The following is a 22,953-nucleotide window of genomic DNA, read 5'->3' as shown; positions in this document are numbered from 1 at the left end:
GCCCCTCCACCGTGTTGATCGCCGCCTCCTACTCGACTGCTCGGCTACTCGACGATCGCGGTGACCTCGGCCTCCACCAGGATCCCTGGCTCGAAGAGGATGTCGACCCCGATCAGCGCGAGCGGCGGCGTGGCGAGATCGAACTCTCGGGCCGCCTGCTCGATGCCCGCGTTGAACGCCTCGTACATCTCCCGCTTCCAGCCGGCGGCGTACCAGGTGAACCGGACGACGTCGTGGAACGTGGCTCCTGCCGCGTCGAGCGCCCTGGCGACGTTGCGATGGACCTGGGCCACCTGTCCGGCGAGGTCGCCCGGTGCCACGAGGTCGCCGTTCTCGTCCCAGGCGACCTGCCCCGCGATATGGACCTGCTTGCTCCCCGTCGCCACCGCGACGTGGTGGTAAAGCGGGACGCGGACGTGCCCGTCGGGGTTGATGAGCGCAACAGCCATGGGATCTCCCTACGTTGTCGGGCGGCATGGTGGGGTGAGCGGGCGCGCGAGAGACGGACGACGGCGGTCATCCGCCCGTGCGCCGGAGCGCCTCGGGGCGGGCGGCCCCGGGTTCCCGCTGATCGGCGACCTGGTCGGACAGCAGGCGCAGTGCGTCGGCCGAGGCCGTGTCGTTGGGTGTGTAGACCTCCAGCCGGTGGCTGGGGCTCTCGGGCTGGAGCCACACCTGGTAGTCGACGTCGACCCTGCCGACGGTCGGGTGGCGCAGGCGCATGGTGCCCACGGTGCACTCCGCGACATCGCCCCTGGCCCACAGTTCGGCGAAGTCGGCGCTGTGCATGGCGAGTTCACCGATCAGTTCGGCCAGCCGGGCGTCGTGGGGATATCTGCCGGCGGTAAACCGCAGGTAGGCGACATGGGATCGGGCCAACTCCTCCCAGTTCTGGTGCAGATCGCGGGTGAGGGGGTCGAGGAAGAACATCCGGGGGATGGACGGCCGTCGTGCGAGATCGTGGGGCGCGTCGAAGTCGAGGTGCTCCGCGACGAGGGCGTGTCCGGTGCGGTTCCACACCAGTACGTCGCCACGGCGGCCGAGGACGACGGCCGGCGTGGTCTCACCCAGGGAGGCCAGGAGCGCCCGTACCCGGGGGTGCGGTTCCTCCGGGCGGGGGCGGACCAGCCGTGATGTGGCGGGCTGACGGGCGAGGTTGCGCAGGTGGGCCGTCTCGGCCGGATCGAGCTGAAGCACATGGGCGAGCGCGTCGAGGACCTGCCGGGAGGCCGTACCGGCCTGGCCCTGTTCCAGCCGCGTGTAGTAGCCGGCGCTCACCCCCGCGAGCTGGGCCAGCTCCTCGCGCCGCAGACCCGGCACGCGACGGGCCGTTCCGTAGGTGCGCAGTCCCGCGTCGGCGGGCGTGACCCGGTCACGGCGGCTCTTGAGATAGGCCCCGAGGCTCTCCAGCTCCATGGCTTCGAGCGTAGGCGGCCCGGTCCGGCCCTGGGTGCCCCTGTGAGGTGTACCCAGGGCGCGGGGACGGCGGAGGTCCGACACCGGCTCCGGCGGTGTCCGTGCGGGATCCGGGGCCCGAGGGTCCGGTGCCCGGGGGTCCGCCTCGGACCCCGGCTCCCGTACGGCTCGTACGCTCGCCCCATGCGCATTCGAATCGTCGACGCCTTCGCCGACCGCCCCTTCACCGGCAACCCCGCCGGGGTGCTGCTCCTCGAATCCGACGGTTTCCCCGACGCCGCCTGGCTCCAGCGGGTGGCGGCCGAGGTGAACCACGCGGAGACCGCCTTCGCCCATCCCCTGCCGCCCGGCGGCGACGCCGACTGGGCGCTGCGCTGGTTCACCCCGGTCACCGAGGTGGACATGTGCGGCCATGCCACCCTCGCCACCGCCCATGTGCTGCACAGCACGGGACGCGCGAGCGGCCCCCTGCGCTTCGCCGCCCGCCCCGGGGTGCTCGGCGCCACCGCGCACGAGGACGGCTCCCTCACCCTGGACTTCCCGACCTCGCCACTGACCCCGGTCACCGTTCCGGACGGTGTCCCCGCCGCCCTGGGCGCCGAACCGCTCTCCGTGCACGACACGTCGGAGCACATCGGGGACCTGCTGGTGGAGCTGGCCGACGAGCGGACCGTACGGAGCCTCGCCCCGGACTTCGCGGCGCTCAGCGCGGTTTCCCGGCGGGGCGTCATCGTGACCGCAGTCGCCGAGGACCCGGGCCGTGGCTACGACTTCGTCTCGCGGGGCTTCTTCCCCAACGTCGGGATCGACGAGGATCCGGTGACCGGGAGCGCGCACACCACGCTCGCCCCGTTCTGGTCGGCCCGGCTGGGCCGTACGGAGCTCACCGGGCTCCAGGCCTCCGCCCGTACCGGCCTCGTCCGCACCTCGCTGCGCGGCGACCGGACGCTGCTCACCGGGCGGGCCGTGACGGTCATCGACGGCGAGCTGCACAGCGCGCCGTGACACCACCGTGACACCGCCGAGGGGCGTACGGCGGCCCCGTAAGCCCCTCGGCACCGCTCACGCGTCATGCCACCGTCACCACATCACCGCGTCACCGCGTCAGCGCGTCACCACGTCAGCGCGTCACCACGTCACACCGTGGGCAGCCAGGAGACATGCCCCGCCAGCAGCGCGTACCCGACGAACGCCCCGATGTCGAGCAGCGCGTGGGCGGCGACCAGCGGGCCGACCCGGCCCCACCGCCGGTAGAGCAGGACGAACACCACGCCCATCACCATGTTGCCGATGAAGCCGCCGATCCCCTGGTACAGGTGGTACGAACCGCGCAGCACCGAACTCGCCACCAGCGCGCCCATCGGCGTCCAGCCGAGCTGTCCGAGCCTGCGCAGCAGATACCCGACGACGATGACCTCCTCCAGTACGGAGTTCTGCACCGCCGAGAGGATCAGCACCGGGAACTTCCACCACACGGAGGGCAGCGACTCCGGCTGCACCGTCAGATTGAACCCGGCCGCCTGCATCGCCAGGTAGAACGCCAGTCCCGCGCTGCCGATCCCGGCCGCCACCAGCGTGCCGCGCCCCAGGTCCGGCCAGGGCCTGCGGCCGTCGAAGCCGATGTCCCGCAGCCCGCTGCCCTCCCTCAGCAGAAGGTGCGCGACCAGCGCGACCGGCACCAGCGCCGTGGTGATCCCGAAGAGCTGCCAGGCGAGGTCGAGCCACGGCCGGCCCGGCGCCGCCGAGGCGTTGAGCCGGGCCGCCTGGTCGCTCAGTGCTCCGGGCCTGGTCAGCGAGCCGATGAAACTGATGAGCGCCGACACCCCGCTCGCGCCGAGCGAGAGCGCCAGCACGAGCACCGTCTCGGACCGCAACGTCCTCGGTGAGAGGGCCTCTTGGGGGTATGAGCCGTCCACCCGCCCCGCCTCCGCCTGCACACAGCCTCCAGTTGAGTATTCGCGCCTCATGCCTCGCACGGTGCCGCTAGGGTCTCGAATGCAGATACGAAGATCGCTCGCGACAGGCCGGGAGACCGGCGCCCTTCGGCGTCCGGGCCCTGGACCTCGGGGCCCGTCCACTCTCCCAGCCCTTGTTCACCCTTCACGAAGGAGGGGCACCACCGCCATGGGACGTCACAGCTTGCCCGACGCACGATCGGCAGGAGTGCGCAGGGTCTGGCCGCCCCGCCGGCGCACCGTCACGATCGCCGCCGCGGTCGTGGTGTCGGTGGCCGCGGGGACGGGGATCGCGGCGGGGAGCGGTCTGCTCTCCCTCTCGGAGACCTCCTGCGGGAACGCGCCGGTACGGCTGGATCTCGTGGCCTCCCCGGACATCGCCCCCGCCCTGCGCGCCGTCGCCGACCGCGCCCGGCGCGACCATGTCACCTCCGACGGCCGCTGTATCGACATCCGGGTCACCGCTCGCGAGAACGCCGAGGTCGCGAACGCGCTCGCCACCGCCACGGCCGCGCCCGACTACCAGATCTGGGTACCGGACTCGGACCTGTGGGTGGACCGCGCCAAGAACATCGAGGACGCCGTCTCCCTGACCCCGGCGGGCAATGTGGCCCTCTCCCCGGTGGCGCTGGCCGCGCTGCCCGCGTCGGCGCGGGCGCTCGGCTGGCCCACGAAGACCTACACCTGGGCCGCGCTCGCCGCCGCGGCCGGCAACGCCGACACCCTGCGCCTGGGCTCCGCCGACCCGTCGCGCAGCGCCACCGGACTGCTCGCGCTCAGCAGCATCGCGGAGTCGGAGCGGCAGGAGTCCGAGCGGCGGGGCGGCAGGCCGAAGGAGTCCGAGCGGCAGGACGGGGCCGGTGGCACCCGGGCCGCCGCCCTCGCCAAGCTGCTCACCCAGCGGGTCTCGGAGTCGGACACGCGGGTGCTGGAGAGCCTCGCCCGGGACGACGCGGGCGCCGGGCTCGCCGACCCCCGGCGCAACGAGGCGGTGCTCCTCTCCGAGCAGGCCGCGTTCCGCCACAACTCCGGGACCGGCGACTCCGCGCGGCTCGAACTCTTCTACCCCACCGACGGGGCGCCGGCGCTCGACTACCCGTACAGCCTGGTCAACCAGACCGAGCTGAGTACGGACGAGAGCCGCGCCGCCATGCGGTTCATGGTGCTGCTCAGCGAGGACGGTTCGTACCGCACCCTGGCGGAGCACGGTTTCCGGGTCGCGAACAGCCCCGTCCACGCCGACGTGCTCCGTACGGCCGGTGGCCGCTCGCCCCAGCCGTACACCGGGGAGGACGCGCGCCCGCCGTCCGCCGAAGCGGTGGAGCGGGCCCTCGGCCTGTGGACGATGTCCGTACGCAGCATCCGGCTGACGACGGTCGTGGACGCCTCGGGCTCGATGGAGGAGCCCGTGCCGGGACGCGGTGGCCAGAGCCGTATGGACGTCACCAAGGCGTCGCTGCTGCGGGCCCTCGCGCAGTTCACCGCCGAGGACGAGATCGGTCTGTGGGAGTTCAGCACCCGTCTGGACGGCGCCAAGGACTACCGCAAGCTGGAGAGGACGGCCCGGCTCGGTGAGCCCTCGCGGGGCGGCGGCACCCACCGCGAGCGGCTGTCCGACGCCTTCACCGCGCTGAAGCCCGTCCCCGGCGGTGACACCGGGCTGTACGACACGACGCTGGCCGCCTACCAGGAGGCGCAGGCCGGCTATGTGCCCGGCAAGTTCAACGCGCTCGTCATCCTCAGCGACGGCTCCAACAAGGACGACGACGGCATCTCGCGCGGCGATCTCGTCAAGCGGCTGAAGAAGCTCGCGGACCCGGCGCGACCGGTGCCGCTGATCGGGGTCGCGGTGGGGCCCGACGCGGACCGCAAGGAGATCGACGCGATCGCGCGGGCCACCGGCGGCGCGGGGTACCAGGTGAGCGACCCGGCCGACATCCAGTCGGTGATCCTGCGGGCGATCATGCTGTCGGCGAGCGAGTCCGCGGCGGACGCCACGGGCGGCACCACCGCGGCGCGCCCCTGACTCGCCGACGCCGCCGGCCCGCTCGGACCGGCCGGACCGGCCGGGGCCCCGCCGTTCGCTCCCCCGGGGGCTCCGGTGGGGCTTCGGCTCGCGGGACTCCGGGGCATGCGGCTACGGCAGCGGGAGGTCCGGCTCACGCGGCTCCGGCTCGCGGAGACCTCGCCCCGTCCCGGAGGCGAACGGCCCCACGTCGGAGTCGCCCGGATCGGAGTCGCCCGTACCGGACAGCCCCACGCCGGACCGGGCCGGGAACCCCGTCGGCCAGGTGTGCACCGGCTCACCCCGGTGCATCAGCTCGCAGTAGCGGCGGGTCGTCGCCGCGAGCGCCGCGTCCCGCTCCAGCCCGGCCTCCAGCGCCCGGTGGAAGGTCTCCACCTGCCAGGAGGCGCCGTTCACCCGGCGCTTGCACCGCTCCTCGATCACCCCGAGGTAGAAGTCCCGGTCCACCGGCGCGACCTGCCACGCGTCGAGCCCGGCCGCGGCGAGCGGCAGCAGTTCGTCCCGTACGAGCTTCACCGCCGGTACGGTCGTCATCCCGCCGGTGCGGCCCGGGCGCGGCCAGCGCAGCTCCGCGTCGATGCCGTGCCGGCACGCCTCCTCGAAGTTCCGGGCGGCGTCCTCGAAGGGCAGCCTGCTCCACACCGGCCGGGTGTCCTCGGCGAGCGCCCGCACGAGCCCGTAGTAGAACGCGACGTTCGCGATGACGTCGGTGACCGTGGGCCCCGCGGGCAGCACCCGGTTCTCCACCCGCAGATGCGGGGCGCCGTCGGCGACCTCGTACACGGGCCGGTTCCAGCGGTAGACCGTGCCGTTGTGCAGCGCCAGCTCCTGGAGGTCGGGCATCCCGCCCGCGTCGAGGACGCTCATCGGGTCCTCGTCGTCGCAGATCGGCAGCAGCGGGGGGAAGTAGCGCAGGTTCTCCTCGAACAGGTCGTAGGCGGAGCTGATCCAGCGCTCGCCGAACCAGGTCCTGGGGCGTACCCCCTGTGCCTTCAGCTCCGGCGGCCGGGTGTCGGTGGCCTGTTCGAAGAGCGGCGGCCGGGATTCACGCCACAGCTCCCGGCCGAACAGGAAGGGCGCGTTGGCACCGAGTGCCACCTGTACGGACGCCACCGCCTGGGCCGCGTTCCACACGTCGGGGAACCGGTCGGGGGTGACCTGGAGATGCAGTTGTACGGAGGTGCAGGCGGCCTCCGGGGTGATCGAGGCCGATGTGCACGTAAGCCGTTCCACGCCTTCGATGTCGAGGGTGAAATCCTCGCCGCGGGCCGCCACCATCTGCTCGTTGAGGAGTGTGTAGCGGTCCACGTCGGAAAGGTTCGCGGAGACCACGTCGTGCTGTGTGAGGGTCGGGAGAATTCCGATCATCACGATCCCCGCGTCGACCTCACTCGCTTTACGGTGGGCATATCCGAGGCCCGTGCGCAGTTCCTCAGCGAGCTGATCGAGTACGCGCCCGCCCAGGCGGTGCGGAGCCACGTTCACTTCCATGTTGAACATTCCGAGTTCGGTCTGGAAATCGCCGCTCGCGATGCGCTTCAGTACCTCCGCATTCATCATGCGGGGCATCCCGTCGGAGCCCGCCAGATTCAGTTCGATCTCCAGGCCCATCAGATTCTTGGGCCGGTCGAACCTCTCCTCCGCCAGTAGTCGCTCCAGCACCCTCAGGCACTGTTGGAGCTTCCTGCGGTATTTCTGCCGATCGGACAGGTCGGAACCGCCCGCTTCGACCTTCTCCCCCATCGAAGTGTCCCTCCTCGACTGGGCTTCCGGCGGCTGGGGCCGCTCGCGTCACGATCGATAATGCCCACACAGAGTGATCCGTAACGTCCCGCCGTCGCCCGGCGCCCGGTAGGGTGGCGAGTCCGGCCCCCGAGGCGTCCGGCACATTCCCTCGGCATGACAGGTGACAGGGCAGGCAGTGGATATTCGTTTCCACTCCCGGAACCGTCCTCCAAAATCGCCGACCGTTTTCAGCCGACCCCATCCGGTGAATCACCCCAGGCCAGACACCCTCCCTTCCCTATTTATCAACAGAAAGCGCGCGGGAGATGGACTTAATAGTGTCTTGCCCGCAATATCCAGTACAGCTAGCGGAAACATGGCGTGAACACGCGTCGTATAAACTCTGCCCACGAGGCAGAGAGTCGGCGCCCGGCCGCCAGCGACCCGGTGACCCACCTCTGACCCCGCACGCCGACAGCGATGTCCGCACCCGCCCACGCTCCATTTCACGCGTCACCCTGTCTCCTGAATGAGAGGCAACCCACCATGCCGCTGCATGTACCCCCGGCCCCGGCGCCCGCCCTGCGCAGCGTTCTCGCGGCACTCGGTTCCCCCACCGCCGTGCGCGATGCCCGCACCCCCGCTCTCCAGTCCGTCCAGGGACCGCTGAGCCCCGAACTCCCGCTTCCCGTTCATGTGCTCGACCACGTCACCCCGGAGGACCGAACGACCACAGCAGGCAGCGGAGCACCGCGGACCAGGCTGACCGGCTGGCGCTTCCTGATCCGTAGCGGCGAACGCACCGTGGCCGCCGCCGACACCATGCCCACCGCGGACGGCTGGACCTTCTCGCGCTTCTTCGAGGGCCCGTACCTGCCCTCCACGGAGCGCGCGCTGCGTCAGGCCGAGAGCCTGACGACGGCCTACCAGCCCCGGCTGCTCTCCATACCCGAGCTGTACATGCTCGCCCTCTGGCTGCACGGCGACACGGAGGCCGACGCCGGCGCGGGCGCGCCCGCGCCGACCGACATCCTCGTCCCGCTGGCGCCCGCGCCGCCGGGCATCGCCGCGCACCGCCCGCACCGGGTCGCCGAGTTGCTGCCGGTGATCGGACTGCGGCTCACTCCGCCCCCTCCGCTCCCCTCGGCCCCGCCTCTCCCTCCGGCCCCTCCGCTCACTCCCGCGCCGCCCCTGCTCCGCACCCCGGCCTGAACGCGCTCCTGGCGCCTGTGCCCCGCGGCCCCCGGCGGCCGCGGGGCACTTCGCTGACCATGTGGCGTAGTCCGCTCAGGCCACTGCGAACCACCCGAAAAGAGAGCGCAGTTGAGCTGAACCGTCCGGGCGGGTGGCACGTCCTTAAGCAGAAGGAAGCGCTGCCGCGAAATACCTGCGGATTTACCGTCCGTAGGGCAACACTAGGACTGGACCAGACAGATACGGGGGGCGGCCATGACCACATCGAGCCGCAGGACACTCACGACACAGCGAAAGAATCCACCCATGTGCCAGCACCAGCCAGCCTGTCCGACAGCCGACTCCGCCGACCGCGAAGCCGCTCGGCTGATCGCGCACCACCCGGAGCAGGGCTGGAGCCTGCTGTGCAACGGCGTACTGCTCTTCGAGGACACCGGTGAGCTGCTGCCCGACGGGCAGATCATCGCTCCGCACCGGCCGCTGCGCACGGAGCAGGTGGCCACGGCGGCCTGAACCCCGGCCGCCGCCCGGCAGTTCGCCGCCCGCGAGGCGCGCGGCTGCCACCGGAAGAACGGGGGCCGGCCCGGAGACTCACTCCGCACCGGCCCCGACGCATGTCCACGAACGTCTCGTACGCAGCCTGCCGCCGCGTACGCCCCGTACGTCAGTTGTCGTACGCGTCCACCGGCGGGCACGAGCAGACCAGATTACGGTCGCCGAACGCGCCGTCGATACGGCGGACCGGCGGCCAGTACTTGTCCGCGGCCGAGACCCCGGCCGGGAAGACCGCCTCGGCGCGGCTGTAGGCGTGCTCCCACTCCCCGCCCAGCGCGGCGGCCGTGTGCGGGGCGTGACACAGCGGGTTGTCGTCAGCGGGCCACTCACCCGACGCGACCCGCTCGATCTCCCCACGGATCGCGATCATCGCCTCACAGAAGCGGTCGATCTCGTTCAGGTCCTCGCTCTCGGTGGGCTCGATCATCAGCGTGCCCGCCACGGGGAACGACATCGTCGGCGCGTGGAAGCCGTAGTCGATCAGGCGCTTCGCGATGTCGTCGACGCTGACCCCGGTGGCCTTGGAGAGCGGGCGCAGATCCACGATGCACTCGTGCGCCACCAGTCCGTTCGGACCGGTGTAGAGCACGGGGTAGTGCGGCTCCAGGCGCTTGGCGATGTAGTTGGCGGCGAGCACGGCGACCTGGGTCGCGCGCTTGAGCCCTTCCCCGCCCATCAGCCGTACGTACGCCCAGGAGATCGGCAGGATGCCGGCCGAGCCCCACGGCGCCGCCGAGATCGGCCCGACGCCGGTCTCGGGCCCGGCGGCCGGCTGGAGCGGGTGGTTGGGCAGGTACGGGGCGAGGTGCGCCCGTACGCCGACGGGACCGACACCGGGGCCGCCGCCGCCGTGCGGGATGCAGAACGTCTTGTGCAGGTTGAGATGCGAGACGTCGGAGCCGAACCGGCCGGGCTTCGCCAGCCCGACCAGCGCGTTCAGGTTGGCGCCGTCGACGTACACCTGACCGCCCGCGTCGTGCACCGCCGCGCAGATGTCGCCGATGTGCTCCTCGAACACCCCGTGCGTGGACGGGTAGGTGACCATCAGGACGGACAGCTCGGCGCCGTACTGCTCGATCTTGGCGTGCAGGTCCTCGACGTCGACGTCGCCGTCCTCGCGGGTCTTGACGACGACGACCCGCATCCCGGCCATGACCGCGCTCGCCGCGTTCGTGCCGTGCGCGGAGGACGGGATGAGGCAGACGGTGCGCCCGGTGTCGCCGTTGGCCCGGTGGTACGCCCGTACGGCGAGCAGTCCGGCCAGCTCGCCCTGCGACCCGGCGTTGGGCTGGAGGGAGACCGCGTCGTACCCGGTGACCTCGGCGAGCCGCTCCTCCAGCTCGCGGATCAGCGTCAGATAGCCCTGCGCCTGCTCGGCCGGGGCGAAGGGGTGCAGCGCGCCGAACTCGGGCCAGGTGACCGGCTCCATCTCGGTGGTCGCGTTCAGCTTCATCGTGCAGGAGCCGAGCGGGATCATGCCGCGGTCCAGCGCGTAGTCGCGGTCGGCGAGCCGGCGCAGGTAGCGCAGCATCGCGGTCTCGGAGCGGTGCTCGTGGAAGACCGGGTGCGTCAGGTAGTCGCCGGTGCGCAGCAGCGCGGCCGGCAGCGCGTCGTCGGTGGCCGCGTCCAGCGCGTCGATGTCGCCCTGGACACCGAAGGCGGTCCACACGGCGGCGAGCTGCGCGCGGCCGGTGGTCTCGTCGCAGGCCACGGAGACCTGGTCGGCGTCGACCTGGCGGAGGTTGACCCCGCCCTCGCGGGCGGCGGCGACGACCTCGGCGGCCCGTCCCGGGACCCGGACGGTGAGCGTGTCGAAGTACGCGGTGTGCACGGCCTCGACCCCGCCGGCGCTCAGCCCCGCGGCGAGCACCGCCGCGTATCGGTGGGTGCGCCGGGCGATGGAGCGCAGCCCGTCGGGGCCGTGGTAGACCGCGTACATGCCGGCCATGACGGCGAGGAGCACCTGCGCGGTGCAGATGTTGCTGGTGGCCTTCTCGCGGCGGATGTGCTGCTCGCGGGTCTGGAGCGCGAGCCGGTACGCCTTGTGGCCGTCGGCGTCGACGGAGACGCCGACGAGGCGTCCCGGCAGGCTGCGCGCGAACTTCTCGCGTACGGCCATGAAGCCGGCGTGCGGTCCGCCGAAGCCCATGGGGACGCCGAAGCGCTGGGTGGTGCCGACGGCGATGTCGGCGCCCAGCTCGCCGGGCGGGGTGAGGAGCGTCAGCGCGAGCAGGTCGGCGGCGACGGTGACGACCGCGCCGAGCTCGTGCGCCCGCTCGATCACGGGCCTGAGGTCCCGTACGGCCCCGGAGGCGCCCGGGTACGGGAGCAGCACCCCGAAGACGCCGCGTTCGGCGGCGTCGGCGGGGATGCCCTCGCCGAGGTCCGCGACGACGACCTCGACACCGGTCGGCTCGGCGCGGGTACGGATCACGGCGATCGTCTGCGGCAGGGTGTCGGCGTCGACCAGGAAGACCCCGCCCTTGACCTTGCCGACGCGGCGGGAGAGCGCCATGGCCTCGGCGGCGGCCGTGGACTCGTCCAGCAGGGAGGCGCCGGAGGTCGGCAGCCCCGTCAGCTCGGCCACGACGGTCTGGAAGTTGAGCAGCGCCTCCAGCCGGCCCTGGGAGATCTCGGGCTGGTAGGGCGTGTACGCGGTGTACCAGGCCGGGTTCTCCATCACGTTGCGGAGGATCACCGGCGGGGTGAACGTGCCGTAGTAGCCCAGCCCGATCATCGGCGCCAGCACCTGGTTGCGGTCGGCGAGCGAGCGCAGCTCGGCGAGGACCTCGGGCTCGGTGCGGGCGTCCGGGAGGTTCAGCGCCTCGGCGCTCTTGATCGCGTCGGGTACCGCGGCGGCGGTCAGCTCGTCGAGCGAGCCGTAGCCGACCTGCGCGAGCATCTTCGCCTGCGCCCCCGCGTCGGGGCCTATGTGGCGCTGTTCGAAGGGGATGCCACGCTCAAGCTGGGCGAGCGGCGTGCGGTGGGCGTTCATGTACGGAGGCCTCCTGGTCTGCCACGACCTGCGGGGGCACCAAGGCGCGGGTGCCCTAATCGGCCTCCCCCTCTGTCATCTCGACCTGAGAGCTTCACCGGTCCGCCGTGCGGCGGTCCGGCTTTCACCGTCGGTGAGAGCGGATGCCGTACGGTCCGGCGTCCGCCCTGCTTTCCAGAGTGACCTCGTCCGCGCGGTACGGGGGCCTGAGAGATTCCGGGGAGGATTTGCTCCTTCGGCGCCTCCGGTGGGCTCACCGGAGAACTCTCCCGCACGGGGTCAGCAGCCGCTTGCCAGCCTACCAGCGGGATCTTCCGGGCAACTTTCGAGTGGCCGTCGCCCCGGTTCTGCACTTCTGTAGTGCTTACGAGACTTCTGTAGTGCTTACGAGCAGTTGCGACCCGCTGGAGGGACCGTGGAGACCGATATCGATCCGCGCAGCCTGATAGGACGCAAGGCGTACGACCGGGAGGGGCGCAAGCTCGGCACGGTCGACGAGGTCTATCTCGACGACGCCACGGGTACGCCCGAATGGGCCGCCGTCCGCACCGGGCTCTTCAGCCGGGACGCCTTCGTCCCCCTCGCCCCCAGCACACTGGAGGCGGAGGGGCTGCGGGTCCCGTTCGAACGGGCGCTGATCAAGGACGCCCCCGATTTCGGTGTCGGCCGCCACCTCTCCCCCGAGCAGGAGCTTCAGCTCTACCACCACTACGGCCTCGCCCTGCCGGACCCGGAACCGCCGGAGGGGCCCGCGGCCCTCTCGGACCGGGACTCCGAGCGGAACTTCGGGCGGCTGGCGGGCCAGGACGACTGACGCGACTGCCCCGTCTCCGGCACCAGGGGCAGCGGCTCGGAGAGCTCCAGATCGGGATCGTCGACCCAGAACGTCCGCACCCACCCCGGTGCGGACCCCGGCTCCTCGAACCGTACGGTGACCCTCCGCAGCCCGCTGCCCTGCACCCAGCCGGGACCGAACTCGGCATGGCGCACATCGTGTCCGGCCGGGAACCGCCGCTCCTCGGACGGCTCGGACAGCCCGGAGGGCCCCGCCGGAGGGGGCGACGCCCCGTCCCCCGCGGCCGCCTCCTCCTTCCCCTCTCCAGCACCGCCCTCCGCCGCGGCGTCCCCCTGCCCCGCGGCCTCGCCGAGCGGGTCGGCAGGGTCGGCATGCTCCCGCTCCTCCCGCTCGCGGGCGGCTGCCTGCGCGAAGAGGTCCTCCTGTGTGAAGTCGGCGAGCCCCGTCACCCCCACCCCGAGCAGCCGTACGCCGCCCGTGGTGTCCACGGACTCCAGCAGGCGCCCCGCGGCCTCCCTGACCACGTCCAGGTCGTCCGTGGGGCCTCTGAGCGTCTCCGAGCGGGTCAGCGTGGAGAAGTCGTACCTGCGCACCTTGAGGACGACGGTCCGCCCGGAGTGCCCGGATCCCCGCAGCCGCCGCACGCACCGCTCCGCCAGCCGGTCCACCTCCGTACGCACCCGCAGCCGGTCGTGGAGGTCCGTGTCGAAGGTGTCCTCGACCGACACGGACTTGGCCTCGCGCTCGGAGACCACCGGCCGGTCGTCGTTGCCCATCGCCATCCGGTACAGCGAGGCGCCGTGCGCCCTGCCCAGCAGCCGTACCAGCTCGTCCTCGCCCGCCTCGGCCAGGTCGGAGACCGTCGTCATACCGGCCCGGCGCAGATGCTCACCCGTCGCGGGCCCCACCCCGGGCAGGGTCCGTACGGTCAGGGGCGCCAGCAGCTCGCGCTCCGTACCGGGCTCTATCAGGACCAGCCCGTCCGGCTTGGCCTGCTCGGAACCGATCTTCGCGAGCATCTTGGACCCGGCGAGCCCCACCGAGCCGCTGAGCCCGGTCAGCTCCCTGATGTCCCGGCGCAGCCGCTCCCCCGCCGCCAGCGCCGAGGCCGTGTCATCGGCGGAGCCGCCCGCCTCCAGGTCCACGAACGCCTCGTCCAGGCTGAGCGGCTCCACCAGCGGTGAGAGCCTGCCCAGCAGCCCCATCACCTGCTCGCTGACCGCGCGGTAGAGCGTGAAGCGCGGCACGAGATACGCGGCGTTCGGCGCGAGGCGTCTCGCCTGGGCCATCGGCATCGCGGAGTGCACCCCGAACCGCCGTGCCTCGTAGGACGCCGTGGAGACCACCCCTCGCGGCCCCAGACCGCCGACGACCACCGGTTTTCCGCGCAGACTCGGCTTCGCGGCCTGCTCTGCGGCGGCGAAGAAGGCATCCATGTCCAGATGGAGGACGGTCGGCGCGGTTCTCACACCACTGATGCTGCCTCACACCACTGACAATCGGCCCGGGACGCCGCCGCGCGGCGGCCGGTGGGCGGAAAGGGCCTGGTCAGACGGCCCGGTCGCGGCGCCGCCTGGCCAGTTCGTCGGCGGGGTTGTTCCCGATCAGCGTCTCGCCGGTGTCGATCCGCTCCCCGTGGAGCTGGGACAGCGCGGACTCGACGTCCCGCCACACCACGCCGACCGCGATCCCGAAGACCCCCTGGCCGCCCTGGAGCAGGCTCACCACCTCGTCGGGCGAGGAGCACTCGTAGACGGTGGCACCGTCGCTCATCAGCGTCATACGGTCCAGATCCCGGAAGCCGCGGTCCCGGAGGTGCTGGACCGCCGCCCGGATGTTCTGGAGCGCGACCCCGGTGTCCAGGAACCGCTTCACGATCTTGAGGACGACCACGTCCCGGAAGCTGTAGAGCCGCTGTGTGCCCGACCCGTACGCGGGCCGCACGCTGGGCTCGACCAGCCCCGTACGCGCCCAGTAGTCCAACTGGCGGTAGGTGATGCCCGCCGCCGCGCACGCGGTGGGCCCCCGGTATCCGACCGTCTCCGCTCCGGGGTCGGGCGCGCTGCTGTGAAGCGGATACGGACCGCCCGCCGCCGTACCGTCGCCGCTGCTTCTCACGCCGACCCTCCGTCCTTGACCTGCCCTGTCGAAGGTAGGCAGTCACCAGGGGTGCGTCAACGATCGCCACACTCGCCACGCCGAGTGATAATCACCCTGAGAGTGGTTTCCCGTGCCCCATTTCGGGGAAAGGCTGACCGAATGCGCTGACGGGGCCCGGTGCAGCGCTCACCGGCCGCTCACTGGCTGTTGGTCCCGAAGTCCTCCGGAGAGATCTGGTCGAGGAACTCGCGGAACTTCTCCACCTCGTCCTCCTGCTCGTCCGGGATGGCGATGCCGGCATCGTCCAGAACCCCGTCACTGCCGTAGATCGGCGTACCCGTGCGCAGAGCGAGCGCTATGGCATCGCTCGGCCTCGCGCTCACCTCGACCCCGCTCGCGAAGACCAGCTCCGCGTAGAAGACCCCTTCACGCAGGTCCGTGATCCGGACCTCGGTGAGCTCCTGGCCCACCGCTTCCAGCACGTCCTTGAAGAGATCATGGGTCAGCGGCCGGGCCGGGGCCATGCCCTGCTGGGCGAAGGCAATGGCGGTCGCCTCCCCCGGTCCGATCCAAATGGGGAGGTACCGGTCGCCTCCCACTTCACGCAGGAGCACGATCGGTTGGTTGGAGGGCATTTCCACCCGGACACCCACAACGTCGAGCTCGTTCACACAGCAACCCTAGGACGTGCCCGGCAGGTTTGGGTAGTCGGACTCTCCCATGATCAGTGCGGACCCGGCCCGAGAGCCGTACGCAGCAGGGCCGCGTGAAGCTGCACACAGAGTGCCGAAAGCTCCTTCGTGGTCTCCTCGGCATGGGCTCTGGTCTGCGGGTTACGGTGCAGCCGCAGCGGGGCCACGACCTGCTCGACCAGTCCCGCGTCGCGCTCGGCCGCCGCTTTCATGGCGCGCAGGTGCCGCGGTTCCAGGCCGAATCTGCCCAGATCCGAGACAAGTTTCGCGACCGTCACCGACTCCGCGTCGTAGCCGCCGTCCGGCATCGGGGCGACCAGCCCGTACGCCTCCCACTCGGCGAGCGCGCGCCCGTCGGCCTCGGTAGCCGCCAGCAGCTCCTCACGGCCGATCCGCGCCGCGGTCGGAAGATCGGACTCCGCATCCCCCCGCGGCCCCCTCAGCGCCCGCCGAGAGCCGGGAAGAGGCACGTCCTCGCCGCGCTCCAGGGCGTCCAGGTGTCCCTTGATGACCTTCAGCGGCAGATAGTGGTCCCGCTGCATCCGCAGGACGCGAGCGAGCCGCTCAACGTCCTCCGCGCTGAATTTCCGATACCCCGAAGGGGTCCGGCAGGGCTCGACGAGCCCCTCGGCCTCCAGAAACCGGATCTTGGAGATGGAGACCTCGGGAAACTCGTCCCGCAGCCTGCCCAGAACCGCGCCGATACTCATCAGCGGGTCGCCGGCGGGGGCGGCGCCGTGTCCGGCACCGCCCGTCGGTGTACGCGGCATGGACCTTCCTCAGGGGCTTGTCACACGCCCCGCTGGCTCGCGTAGAAGACCAGCCGGTACTTCCCGATCTGGACCTCGTCGCCGTTCGCCAGCAGGACCGAGTCGATCCGCTCACGATTGACGTACGTACCGTTCAGGCTGCCGACGTCCGAGACCGTGAAGTGACCGTCGCCGCCCCTGCGGAACTCCACGTGGCGGCGCGACACGGTCACGTCGTCCAGGAAGATGTCACTCTCCGGATGGCGGCCGGCCGTGGTCAGCTCGCCGTCCAGCAGGAAGCGGCTGCCCGAGTTCGGACCGCGCCGCACCACCAGGAGCGCCGAGCCGAGCGGCAGGGCGTCGACGGCGGCCTGCGCCTCCGGGGTGAGCGAAGGAAGCGACGTCTGGCCCGTCACCTCGGAGTCGTACGCCTCAAGACCCGAGATCGAGATCGTCGAGGTCGTCTCCGAAGCGCGCTCCGGGGGCACTCCGCCCCGCAGCGGCGCCCCGCAGTTGGAGCAGAACCGACTGGCCTCGGCATTGCGGTGCCCGCACCTCGTACAAACCGGCAAGGCCGCCATAGAGGGATCCTCCTGCCGCGACGGCCCCCCGGGGGCCGATGATTCCCCGAAACCTATGCGGCCGGGACCGGCAGGGTCAACAGACGACGCGCCGGTGGCCTCGCCGCCCACCTGGTCGCGGAAGAGCGGACGTTCGCCGCCCTGCTCCTCGCTCCCACCACGCGCTGCGCGATGGCGGGAGCGCCCCCCGCCGTCCTCGCGTGCGCTCTTGCCGAACAACTTCCCAAACAACTTCACGGGCGATTCCCCTTGACCGAAACAGACCCGCCCGTGGGGCAGGACGAACCCTGAATGAACACACCTGCCGACCCGGACATCTTGACAACGTCCGTATCCACCGGACAGTTTCCACCACTCACCGCACTGTTCGTGCGTCGACCCCCCGCAACCTCATGCCCCCGTACGACGGCTCGCATGCGCCCCCGCCTCACCGTGATGACGACCGAGCGTAGTCAGGCCGCTTCGCGGGTCGCAAGGCATTCACAATGATCTTCTCAGCCCGTGTCACCGTGGCCGTGGCCTGCTCCTTCTCCAGCGTCTGGACCACCCCGCCCGGAATGTTCAGGGCAGGCTCCAGATCCTGCGGTTTACCGATGACCTTGAAGACGTACGGCGAGGACACCGCCTTGCCGTCCACCCGCACCTCACCTCCCGCACCCGAGAAGTACGTATCGGCGACGACGCGGACATCGTTGATCTGAATGGCCTCCGCGCCGGCCGCCCGCAGCTCCTGGAGCGCGTCGAGCAGCATGTCCGGCTCGACCGTCCCGCTGATGTCCCTGATCGTCAGCGTGATGCCGGGCCCCTGAGCGGCGACCGTACCGGCCAGGATGCCGAGCTGCTGCTCTTTTTCCTTGGTCTGCTTACGGGCCTCCTCGGCCTGGTCCGAGCTGGTCTCCAGCTCGGTGCGCTGGGCGTCCAGCCGCTGCTTCTCGTCCTCCAGCCGCTGCGTCCGGTTGTCCAGCTCGTCCAGGATCCGCACCAGGTCCTCCTGGCGGGCGCCGCGCAGCGCGCTGTCGTCGTTGTTCGACCTGACCTGGATGGCGAGTCCGAGCCCGAGCCCGAACAGCAGGACGGCGACGATGAGCTGCGCCCGCGTCACCCGCGGCGGCCACAGCCCGGCCGCCAACCGCTGGCGTCCGGTGAGCTGTTGAGCCCCGGACCGCCCCGGGGCGTCCCCGGTGGCGCCCTCGGGGGCCGCACCGGCTCCGGGGGTCGCGTCCGCGGCGCCGGAGGCCCCCTCGGCGCCCTGGGGCCTCTCGGAACGCTGCGCGTTCCCGGGGGTCCCGGAGGGCTCGGGGGGTTCGGGCTTCTGGGGGTTCCGGGGGTTCTCTTCGCTGTTCATCGGCGTCACGCCCGGAACACGTGCCGGCGGATGGCGGCAGCGTTGGAGAAGATCCGGATACCGAAGACGACGACCACACCCGTGGACAACTGCGCGCCCACGCCCAGCTTGTCGCCGAGGAAGACGATCAGCGCGGCGACCACCACGTTCGACAGGAAGGAGACCACGAACACCTTGTCGACGAAGATCCCGTCGAGCATGGCCCGCAGCCCGCCGAAGACCGCGTCCAGAGCGGCGACGACGGCGATCGGAAGATACGGCTCGACCACGGCCGGCACCTCGGGCCGGACCAACAGTCCGACCACGACTCCCACGACGAGGCCCAGTACGGCGATCACGATGTGCCCTTCTCCATGTCGGCCGCGTCCTGCCCGGTGCCCTTCCCGGCGTCGGCGGTCTCCGGCTCTGCTGTACGTACGATCAGGCTGGGCGCGGCGGGAAGGCGTACGTCCCGCTGGTCCGAAATGCTGGTGCGGATGCCGAAGTTCTCCTGCAAGGAGTGCAGATACTGGCCATCGGCGCTGTCCTGGAACGCGGTGCTCAGCTTCTTTCCGTCCCCCACCGCGAGCACCGTGTACGGCGGCACGAGTGGCCTGTTGTCGACCAGTATGGCGTCCCCGGCGGCCCGGATCGCCGACAGCGAGGTCAGCCGCTGGTCGTTGATGGCGATCGCCTCGGCACCCGACTCCCACAGGCCGTTGACGACCCGTTGCATGTCACGGTCGCGTACCCGGCCCGTGTCGGAGAAACCACTGCTCTCCCGGGGACCGCCGCCACCACCCGACGAGGCGTCCTTGGCGTCGTCGACGACCAGCTTCACGCCGGGCCCCCGCACGGGGGTCGCACCGGCCAGCAGGGCCACCACTTCGCCCTGGTCGCCGCCCTGGGTCCGCAGGGCGGCACGCTGCCGGTCACCGACCTCCTTGCGGAGCTTCTCGACCGTGCTCTCCAGCCCGTCGGCGGTCGACGTCTCCGAGTTGATCCGGTCGATCAGCTCCTCGCGTTCCTTCGCCACCACAGGGGCCGAGATACGCGCCTGGGCGGCACCGACAGTGACCACGAGAGCGGCCAGCACCAGCCCTGCGGCAAGGCCCAGTTTGGCCTTGAGCGTGCGCGGCAGCCCGCCGTCCTCCGCGTCCCTGCGGGCCGCGGCCTCCGCGTACCCCTCGTCGAGGCTGTGGTCCATCACACTGTTCAGCAGCGACATCGACGCGTCCGGACGCGCGGGCGGAGAAGTGGTGCTCCTGATGGGGGGCTGCTGCGACATGCCGCACATCGTCGCACGTCGCGACCGCTACCGCCGAATGGCCCCACCGACGCGCCGGACGGCGTCGAAGGACGCCGTCCGGCCTGCCTCCGGGACGCCTGCGAAGCGTCCCGGACCGCCCTTAATGACCTGCGCTGTCCACCACGGACGACCACTCGTCGAGCAGCGCCTGGGCCGACGCGTCGTCAGGACCCTCCGCCCACAGATGGGTGACGGCCTCGGACGGGTCGGGCAGCACCATCACCCAGCGTCCGTCGGTCTCCACCACGCGCACCCCGTCGGTGGTGTCCACCTGACGCTCACCGGCCGCCTCCACGACGCTGCGCATCACCAGACCCTTGACGGCCCACGGGGTCGCCAGATCCCGGCGCAGGACGTGGGCGCGCGGGATCCGTGCGTCGATCTGGCTCAGGGTGAGCTGCGTACGGGCCACCAGACCGATGAGCCGTACGAAGGCCGCCGTACCGTCGAGGAGGCTGCTGAACTCCGGCACGATGAAGGCGCCGCGGCCGTCCCCGCCGAAGATCGTGGTCTCCTCACGGCCCACCCGGGTCAGGTCGTCGGGCGATGTCGTCGTCCACTCCACCTGTGTGCCGTGGTACGCGGCGACCTGCTCGGCGATCCTCGTGGTGGTCACCGGGAGCGCCACCCGCCCGCTGCGTCGCTCCGCGGCGACCAGGTCGAGCATGACCAGCAGGGCACGGTCGTCCTCGATGATCCGGCCGCGTTCGTCCACCAGGGACAGCCGCTCACCGACGGGGTCGAACCGCACGCCGAACGCGGCCCGCGCGGAGGCGACGATCTCACCGAGCCTGACCAGTCCCGAGCGACGTGATTCGGCCGTTTCCGTGGGCCGGGACTCGTCGAGCCCCGGGTTGATCGTCAGGGCGTCGACGCCGAGCCGGCCGAGCAGGCTGGGCAGGACGAGCCCGGCGCTGCCGTTGGAGGCGTCGACGACGACCTTGAGCCCGGCCTCGGAGATCCCGGTGGTGTCGACGTTGCGGAGCAAGGAGCCGGTGTACGAGTCGAAGACGCTGGCGGGGAAGTGAAGATCCCCGATCTCGCCGGGGAACGCGCGGCGGTACTCCTGGCGGGCGTACACCCGGTCGAGCTTCCGCTGGCCCGCCTGGGAGAGGTCGGCGCCCCGCTCGTCGAAGAACATGATGTCGACGGAGTCGGGCACCCCCGGCGACGTCCGGATCATGATGCCGCCCGCGCTGCCCCGGCCGGTCTGCTGCCGGGCGACGGGCAGTGGCACGTTCTCCAGGTCCCGTACGTCGATGGCGCTCGACTGGAGCGAGGAGATCACGGCTCGTTTGAGGGCACGGGCACCACGCGAATGGTCACGCGCCGTAGTGACGGTGGAGCCCTTCTTCAGCGTGGTCGCGTACGCCCCCGCCAGCCGGACCACGACTTCTGGCGTGATCTCGACGTTCAGGATGCCCGAAACACCACGGGCGCCGAAGAGATTCGCCTGTCCGCGGGACTCCCAGATGACCGAGGTGTTGACGAAGGCGCCGGCCTCGATGGTCTTGAACGGGTACACCCGCACATTGCCCTGGATGATCGATTCCTCACCGACCAGGCACTCGTCGCCGATGACCGCGCCGTCCTCGATGCGGGCGGCCCGCATGATGTCGGTGTTCTTGCCGATCACGCAGCCGCGCAGATTGCTGTGCTGCCCGATGTAGACGTTGTCGTGGACGACGGCCTTGTGGAGGAACGCTCCGGTCTTGACGACCACGTTGGAGCCGATGACGGTGTGCTCGCGCATCTCGACGTCGGCTTCGACCTTGGCGTAGTCACCGATGTACAGCGGTCCGCGCAGCACGGCGTCGGGGTGGACCTCGGCGCCTTCGGCGACCCAGACGCCCGGGGAGATCTCGAAGCCGTCGATGTCGACGTCGACCTTGCCTTCGAGTACGTCGGCCTGGGCCTTGACGTAGCTCTCGTGCGTGCCGACGTCCTCCCAGTACCCCTCGGCGATATAGCCGTAGATCGGCTTGCCCTCCTTCATGAGCTGAGGGAAGACATCGCCGGACCAGTCCACCGACACATCGGCCTCGACGTAGTCGAAGACCTCGGGCTCCATGACATAGATGCCCGTGTTCACTGTGTCGGAGAAGACCTGGCCCCAGGTGGGCTTTTCCAGGAAGCGCTCGACCTTTCCTTCCTCGTCCACGATCGTGATACCGAATTCCAGTGGATTCGGGACCCTGGTCAGGCACACCGTCACCAGTGCGCCCTTCTCCTTGTGGAAGGCGATGAGGTCGGTCAGGTCGAAGTCGGTGAGGGCGTCACCGGAAATGACGAGAAACGCATCGTCCTTCAGTGCCTCCTCGGCGTTCTTCACGCTCCCCGCGGTGCCGAGCGGCTTCTCCTCGTTCGCATAGCTGAGCTCCATGCCCAGCTCTTCACCGTCGCCGAAATAGTTCTTGACGAGGGAGGCGAGGAATTGCACGGTGACGACGGTCTCGCTGAGCCCATGGCGCTTGAGCAACCGCAGCACATGCTCCATGATCGGCCGGTTCACGACCGGCAGGAGTGGCTTGGGCATGCTTGAGGTCATGGGACGAAGTCGAGTACCTTCGCCACCGGCCATCACGACGGCCTTCATGTCGGAAGCGTCCTCCTTGAAGAGACGGTCTCGCCGACTTCACCCGTCTGGAACGAGGCCGCATGGCGTCAGGCGTGAGCCGGCGACATTGCGCGGCACCACATCGACGAGCTCAATCGGCCACGTTGTCCGCCTTGACGAGCCGGCGGACCTGGACCACATACAGGACTCCTGCCCACCAATACAGCGTTGTACCCCATCCTGCGAACGCCCATCCGAAAACTTCGGCGAGTGACGCAAGCCATCCACTTCCGTCACTGAGCAACAGGAGCGGGAAGGCGTACATCAAGTTGAAGGTAGCCGCCTTCCCGAGGAAGTTCACCTGGGGAGGCGGGTAACCGTGCCTGCGGAGGATCCCCACCATCACCAGAAGCATCAGCTCACGGGCCAATAGGGCGGCGGTGAGCCACAGTGGCAGAATCTCGCGCCACGTGAGGCCAACCAGGGTGGAAAGGATGTACAGCCGGTCCGCGGCGGGGTCGAGGAGCCGGCCGAGGCTGCTGATCTGGTTCCAGCGGCGCGCGAGCTTTCCGTCGAGGTAGTCGCTGACGCCGCTCAGCATCAGCACCAGCAGGGCCCAGCCGTCGCTGTTGGGCCCGCCGAACTCGGGGCGGAGGATCAGCCACAGGAAGAGCGGTACGCCGACGAGGCGGGCCATGCTGAGGATGTTGGGGATGGTGAGCACCCGGTCCGTCTGGACGCGGGTCTCCTGGACCTCCACCCGGGAGCCTCCTGTGTGGAACGAGCCAACGATGCCTCCTGACCTTACCCTCAGGGCAGGCCGACGCCTGCAAGGGGGCCTGGAACGCAGAAATGCCCCGCACCAGAGGTGCGGGGCATTCCCACAATGATTGTTCGGCGGCGTCCTACTCTCCCACAGGGTCCCCCCTGCAGTACCATCGGCGCTGTGAGGCTTAGCTTCCGGGTTCGGAATGTAACC

General features: G+C 70.7%; 19 protein-coding genes, 1 rRNA gene, 1 pseudogene and 1 riboswitch. Of the genes and pseudogenes, 5 read left to right on the top strand and 16 right to left on the bottom strand.

Annotated elements, in window-relative coordinates:
* Window positions 1–44: 44 nt before the first annotated feature.
* Together ACIO3P_RS22940 and ACIO3P_RS22935 are read right to left on the bottom strand one after the other, a co-directional pair.
* Window positions 45–449 carry a RidA family protein gene (locus ACIO3P_RS22940; RefSeq protein WP_329823319.1) on the bottom strand — a complete coding sequence of 135 codons (405 nt, stop codon included), beginning with the start codon at window positions 447–449 and terminating at the stop codon, window positions 45–47.
* A gap of 67 nt (window positions 450–516) precedes the next feature.
* Window positions 517–1,416: a helix-turn-helix transcriptional regulator gene (locus tag ACIO3P_RS22935; RefSeq protein WP_329823321.1), complete on the bottom strand. Its 900-nt coding sequence runs from the start codon at window positions 1,414–1,416 to the stop codon at window positions 517–519.
* A gap of 183 nt (window positions 1,417–1,599) precedes the next feature.
* On the opposite strand from ACIO3P_RS22935, the gene ACIO3P_RS22930 reads away from it, so the two are divergent.
* Window positions 1,600–2,421: a PhzF family phenazine biosynthesis protein gene (locus ACIO3P_RS22930; RefSeq protein WP_329823322.1), complete on the top strand. Its 822-nt coding sequence runs from the start codon at window positions 1,600–1,602 to the stop codon at window positions 2,419–2,421.
* 131 nt (window positions 2,422–2,552) lie between these two features.
* Here the strand turns inward: ACIO3P_RS22930 and ACIO3P_RS22925 are convergent, their stop codons facing one another.
* Window positions 2,553–3,353: a CPBP family intramembrane glutamic endopeptidase gene (locus ACIO3P_RS22925; RefSeq protein ID WP_329823359.1), complete on the bottom strand. Its 801-nt coding sequence runs from the start codon at window positions 3,351–3,353 to the stop codon at window positions 2,553–2,555.
* Window positions 3,354–3,540: 187 nt separating this feature from the next.
* Between ACIO3P_RS22925 and ACIO3P_RS22920 the strand changes: the two genes are divergently transcribed.
* A complete protein-coding gene (locus ACIO3P_RS22920) occupies window positions 3,541–5,397 on the top strand; it encodes a hypothetical protein (RefSeq protein WP_401851819.1) in 1,857 nt (618 codons plus the stop codon).
* A 243-nt stretch (window positions 5,398–5,640) separates the two neighbouring features.
* On the opposite strand, the pseudogene ACIO3P_RS22915 reads toward ACIO3P_RS22920, so the two are convergent.
* Window positions 5,641–7,140, bottom strand: a pseudogene (locus ACIO3P_RS22915) (glutamate--cysteine ligase); the annotation flags it as partial.
* Between the two features lie 528 nt (window positions 7,141–7,668).
* Between ACIO3P_RS22915 and ACIO3P_RS22910 the strand changes: the two are divergent.
* Window positions 7,669–8,334, top strand: coding sequence for a hypothetical protein (locus ACIO3P_RS22910; RefSeq protein WP_329823324.1), 666 nt, complete (start codon window positions 7,669–7,671; stop codon window positions 8,332–8,334).
* A 288-nt stretch (window positions 8,335–8,622) separates the two neighbouring features.
* Window positions 8,623–8,829 carry a DUF5999 family protein gene (locus tag ACIO3P_RS22905; protein WP_329823326.1) on the top strand — a complete coding sequence of 69 codons (207 nt, stop codon included), beginning with the start codon at window positions 8,623–8,625 and terminating at the stop codon, window positions 8,827–8,829.
* Window positions 8,830–8,980: 151 nt separating this feature from the next.
* Here the strand turns inward: ACIO3P_RS22905 and gcvP are convergent, their stop codons facing one another.
* Window positions 8,981–11,866 (bottom strand): aminomethyl-transferring glycine dehydrogenase, encoded by a 2,886-nt coding sequence (gene gcvP, locus ACIO3P_RS22900; protein WP_401851816.1) that lies wholly within the window; start codon window positions 11,864–11,866, stop codon window positions 8,981–8,983.
* Between the two features lie 184 nt (window positions 11,867–12,050).
* Window positions 12,051–12,148, bottom strand: a riboswitch (glycine riboswitch).
* 133 nt (window positions 12,149–12,281) lie between these two features.
* Between gcvP and ACIO3P_RS22895 the strand changes: the two genes are divergently transcribed.
* Window positions 12,282–12,680 (top strand): PRC-barrel domain-containing protein, encoded by a 399-nt coding sequence (locus tag ACIO3P_RS22895; RefSeq protein ID WP_329823329.1) that lies wholly within the window; start codon window positions 12,282–12,284, stop codon window positions 12,678–12,680.
* Here the strand turns inward: ACIO3P_RS22895 and ACIO3P_RS22890 are convergent.
* From ACIO3P_RS22890 to rrf, 11 genes are all read right to left on the bottom strand, one after another.
* A complete protein-coding gene (locus ACIO3P_RS22890) occupies window positions 12,575–14,131 on the bottom strand; it encodes a DNA polymerase IV (protein ID WP_401851813.1) in 1,557 nt (518 codons plus the stop codon). The genes ACIO3P_RS22895 and ACIO3P_RS22890 overlap by 106 nt on opposite strands.
* Before the next feature lie 79 nt (window positions 14,132–14,210).
* Window positions 14,211–14,780 carry a MerR family transcriptional regulator gene (locus ACIO3P_RS22885; protein WP_401851810.1) on the bottom strand — a complete coding sequence of 190 codons (570 nt, stop codon included), beginning with the start codon at window positions 14,778–14,780 and terminating at the stop codon, window positions 14,211–14,213.
* A 179-nt stretch (window positions 14,781–14,959) separates the two neighbouring features.
* Window positions 14,960–15,433 (bottom strand): bifunctional nuclease family protein, encoded by a 474-nt coding sequence (locus ACIO3P_RS22880; RefSeq protein WP_006123076.1) that lies wholly within the window; start codon window positions 15,431–15,433, stop codon window positions 14,960–14,962.
* Window positions 15,434–15,486: 53 nt separating this feature from the next.
* A complete protein-coding gene (locus ACIO3P_RS22875) occupies window positions 15,487–16,224 on the bottom strand; it encodes a MerR family transcriptional regulator (protein ID WP_329823334.1) in 738 nt (245 codons plus the stop codon).
* A 20-nt stretch (window positions 16,225–16,244) separates the two neighbouring features.
* On the bottom strand, window positions 16,245–17,129 hold the full coding sequence (locus tag ACIO3P_RS22870; protein ID WP_329823361.1) for an FHA domain-containing protein: 885 nt from the start codon (window positions 17,127–17,129) through the stop codon (window positions 16,245–16,247).
* An 82-nt stretch (window positions 17,130–17,211) separates the two neighbouring features.
* Complete coding sequence (locus ACIO3P_RS22865; RefSeq protein WP_329823336.1) at window positions 17,212–18,129, bottom strand: DUF881 domain-containing protein; 918 nt, start codon at window positions 18,127–18,129, stop codon at window positions 17,212–17,214.
* 5 nt (window positions 18,130–18,134) lie between these two features.
* Window positions 18,135–18,467 carry a small basic family protein gene (locus tag ACIO3P_RS22860; RefSeq protein WP_023543062.1) on the bottom strand — a complete coding sequence of 111 codons (333 nt, stop codon included), beginning with the start codon at window positions 18,465–18,467 and terminating at the stop codon, window positions 18,135–18,137.
* Window positions 18,464–19,396, bottom strand: coding sequence for a DUF881 domain-containing protein (locus tag ACIO3P_RS22855; protein ID WP_401789737.1), 933 nt, complete (start codon window positions 19,394–19,396; stop codon window positions 18,464–18,466). The genes ACIO3P_RS22860 and ACIO3P_RS22855 overlap by 4 nt, the downstream gene beginning before the upstream one ends.
* Window positions 19,397–19,517: 121 nt before the next feature.
* Window positions 19,518–22,013: a mannose-1-phosphate guanyltransferase gene (locus ACIO3P_RS22850; RefSeq protein WP_329823348.1), complete on the bottom strand. Its 2,496-nt coding sequence runs from the start codon at window positions 22,011–22,013 to the stop codon at window positions 19,518–19,520.
* A gap of 112 nt (window positions 22,014–22,125) precedes the next feature.
* Complete coding sequence (locus ACIO3P_RS22845; protein WP_329823349.1) at window positions 22,126–22,734, bottom strand: CDP-alcohol phosphatidyltransferase family protein; 609 nt, start codon at window positions 22,732–22,734, stop codon at window positions 22,126–22,128.
* 132 nt (window positions 22,735–22,866) lie between these two features.
* A 5S ribosomal RNA gene (gene rrf / locus ACIO3P_RS22840) occupies window positions 22,867–22,953 on the bottom strand; the annotation flags it as partial.

Origin of the sequence: Streptomyces sp. NPDC087310, from assembly GCF_044744405.1 — a bacterium.
In the GTDB taxonomy this organism is placed as follows: domain Bacteria; phylum Actinomycetota; class Actinomycetes; order Streptomycetales; family Streptomycetaceae; genus Streptomyces.
Note: the sequence above shows the minus strand (reverse complement) of the source record. Positions and strands in the feature narration are given on the sequence as shown.

Coding starts and splice junctions, on each gene's coding strand:
- ACIO3P_RS22940 (WP_329823319.1), bottom strand. CDS start 449: ATGGCTGTTGCGCTCATCAACCCCGACGGGCACGTCCGCGTCCCGCTT.
- ACIO3P_RS22935 (WP_329823321.1), bottom strand. CDS start 1,416: ATGGAGCTGGAGAGCCTCGGGGCCTATCTCAAGAGCCGCCGTGACCGG.
- ACIO3P_RS22930 (WP_329823322.1), top strand. CDS start 1,600: ATGCGCATTCGAATCGTCGACGCCTTCGCCGACCGCCCCTTCACCGGC.
- ACIO3P_RS22920 (WP_401851819.1), top strand. CDS start 3,541: ATGGGACGTCACAGCTTGCCCGACGCACGATCGGCAGGAGTGCGCAGG.
- ACIO3P_RS22910 (WP_329823324.1), top strand. CDS start 7,669: ATGCCGCTGCATGTACCCCCGGCCCCGGCGCCCGCCCTGCGCAGCGTT.
- ACIO3P_RS22905 (WP_329823326.1), top strand. CDS start 8,623: ATGTGCCAGCACCAGCCAGCCTGTCCGACAGCCGACTCCGCCGACCGC.
- gcvP (WP_401851816.1), bottom strand. CDS start 11,866: ATGAACGCCCACCGCACGCCGCTCGCCCAGCTTGAGCGTGGCATCCCC.
- ACIO3P_RS22875 (WP_329823334.1), bottom strand. CDS start 16,224: ATGCCGCGTACACCGACGGGCGGTGCCGGACACGGCGCCGCCCCCGCC.
- ACIO3P_RS22865 (WP_329823336.1), bottom strand. CDS start 18,129: ATGAACAGCGAAGAGAACCCCCGGAACCCCCAGAAGCCCGAACCCCCC.
- ACIO3P_RS22855 (WP_401789737.1), bottom strand. CDS start 19,396: ATGTCGCAGCAGCCCCCCATCAGGAGCACCACTTCTCCGCCCGCGCGT.
- ACIO3P_RS22850 (WP_329823348.1), bottom strand. CDS start 22,013: ATGAAGGCCGTCGTGATGGCCGGTGGCGAAGGTACTCGACTTCGTCCC.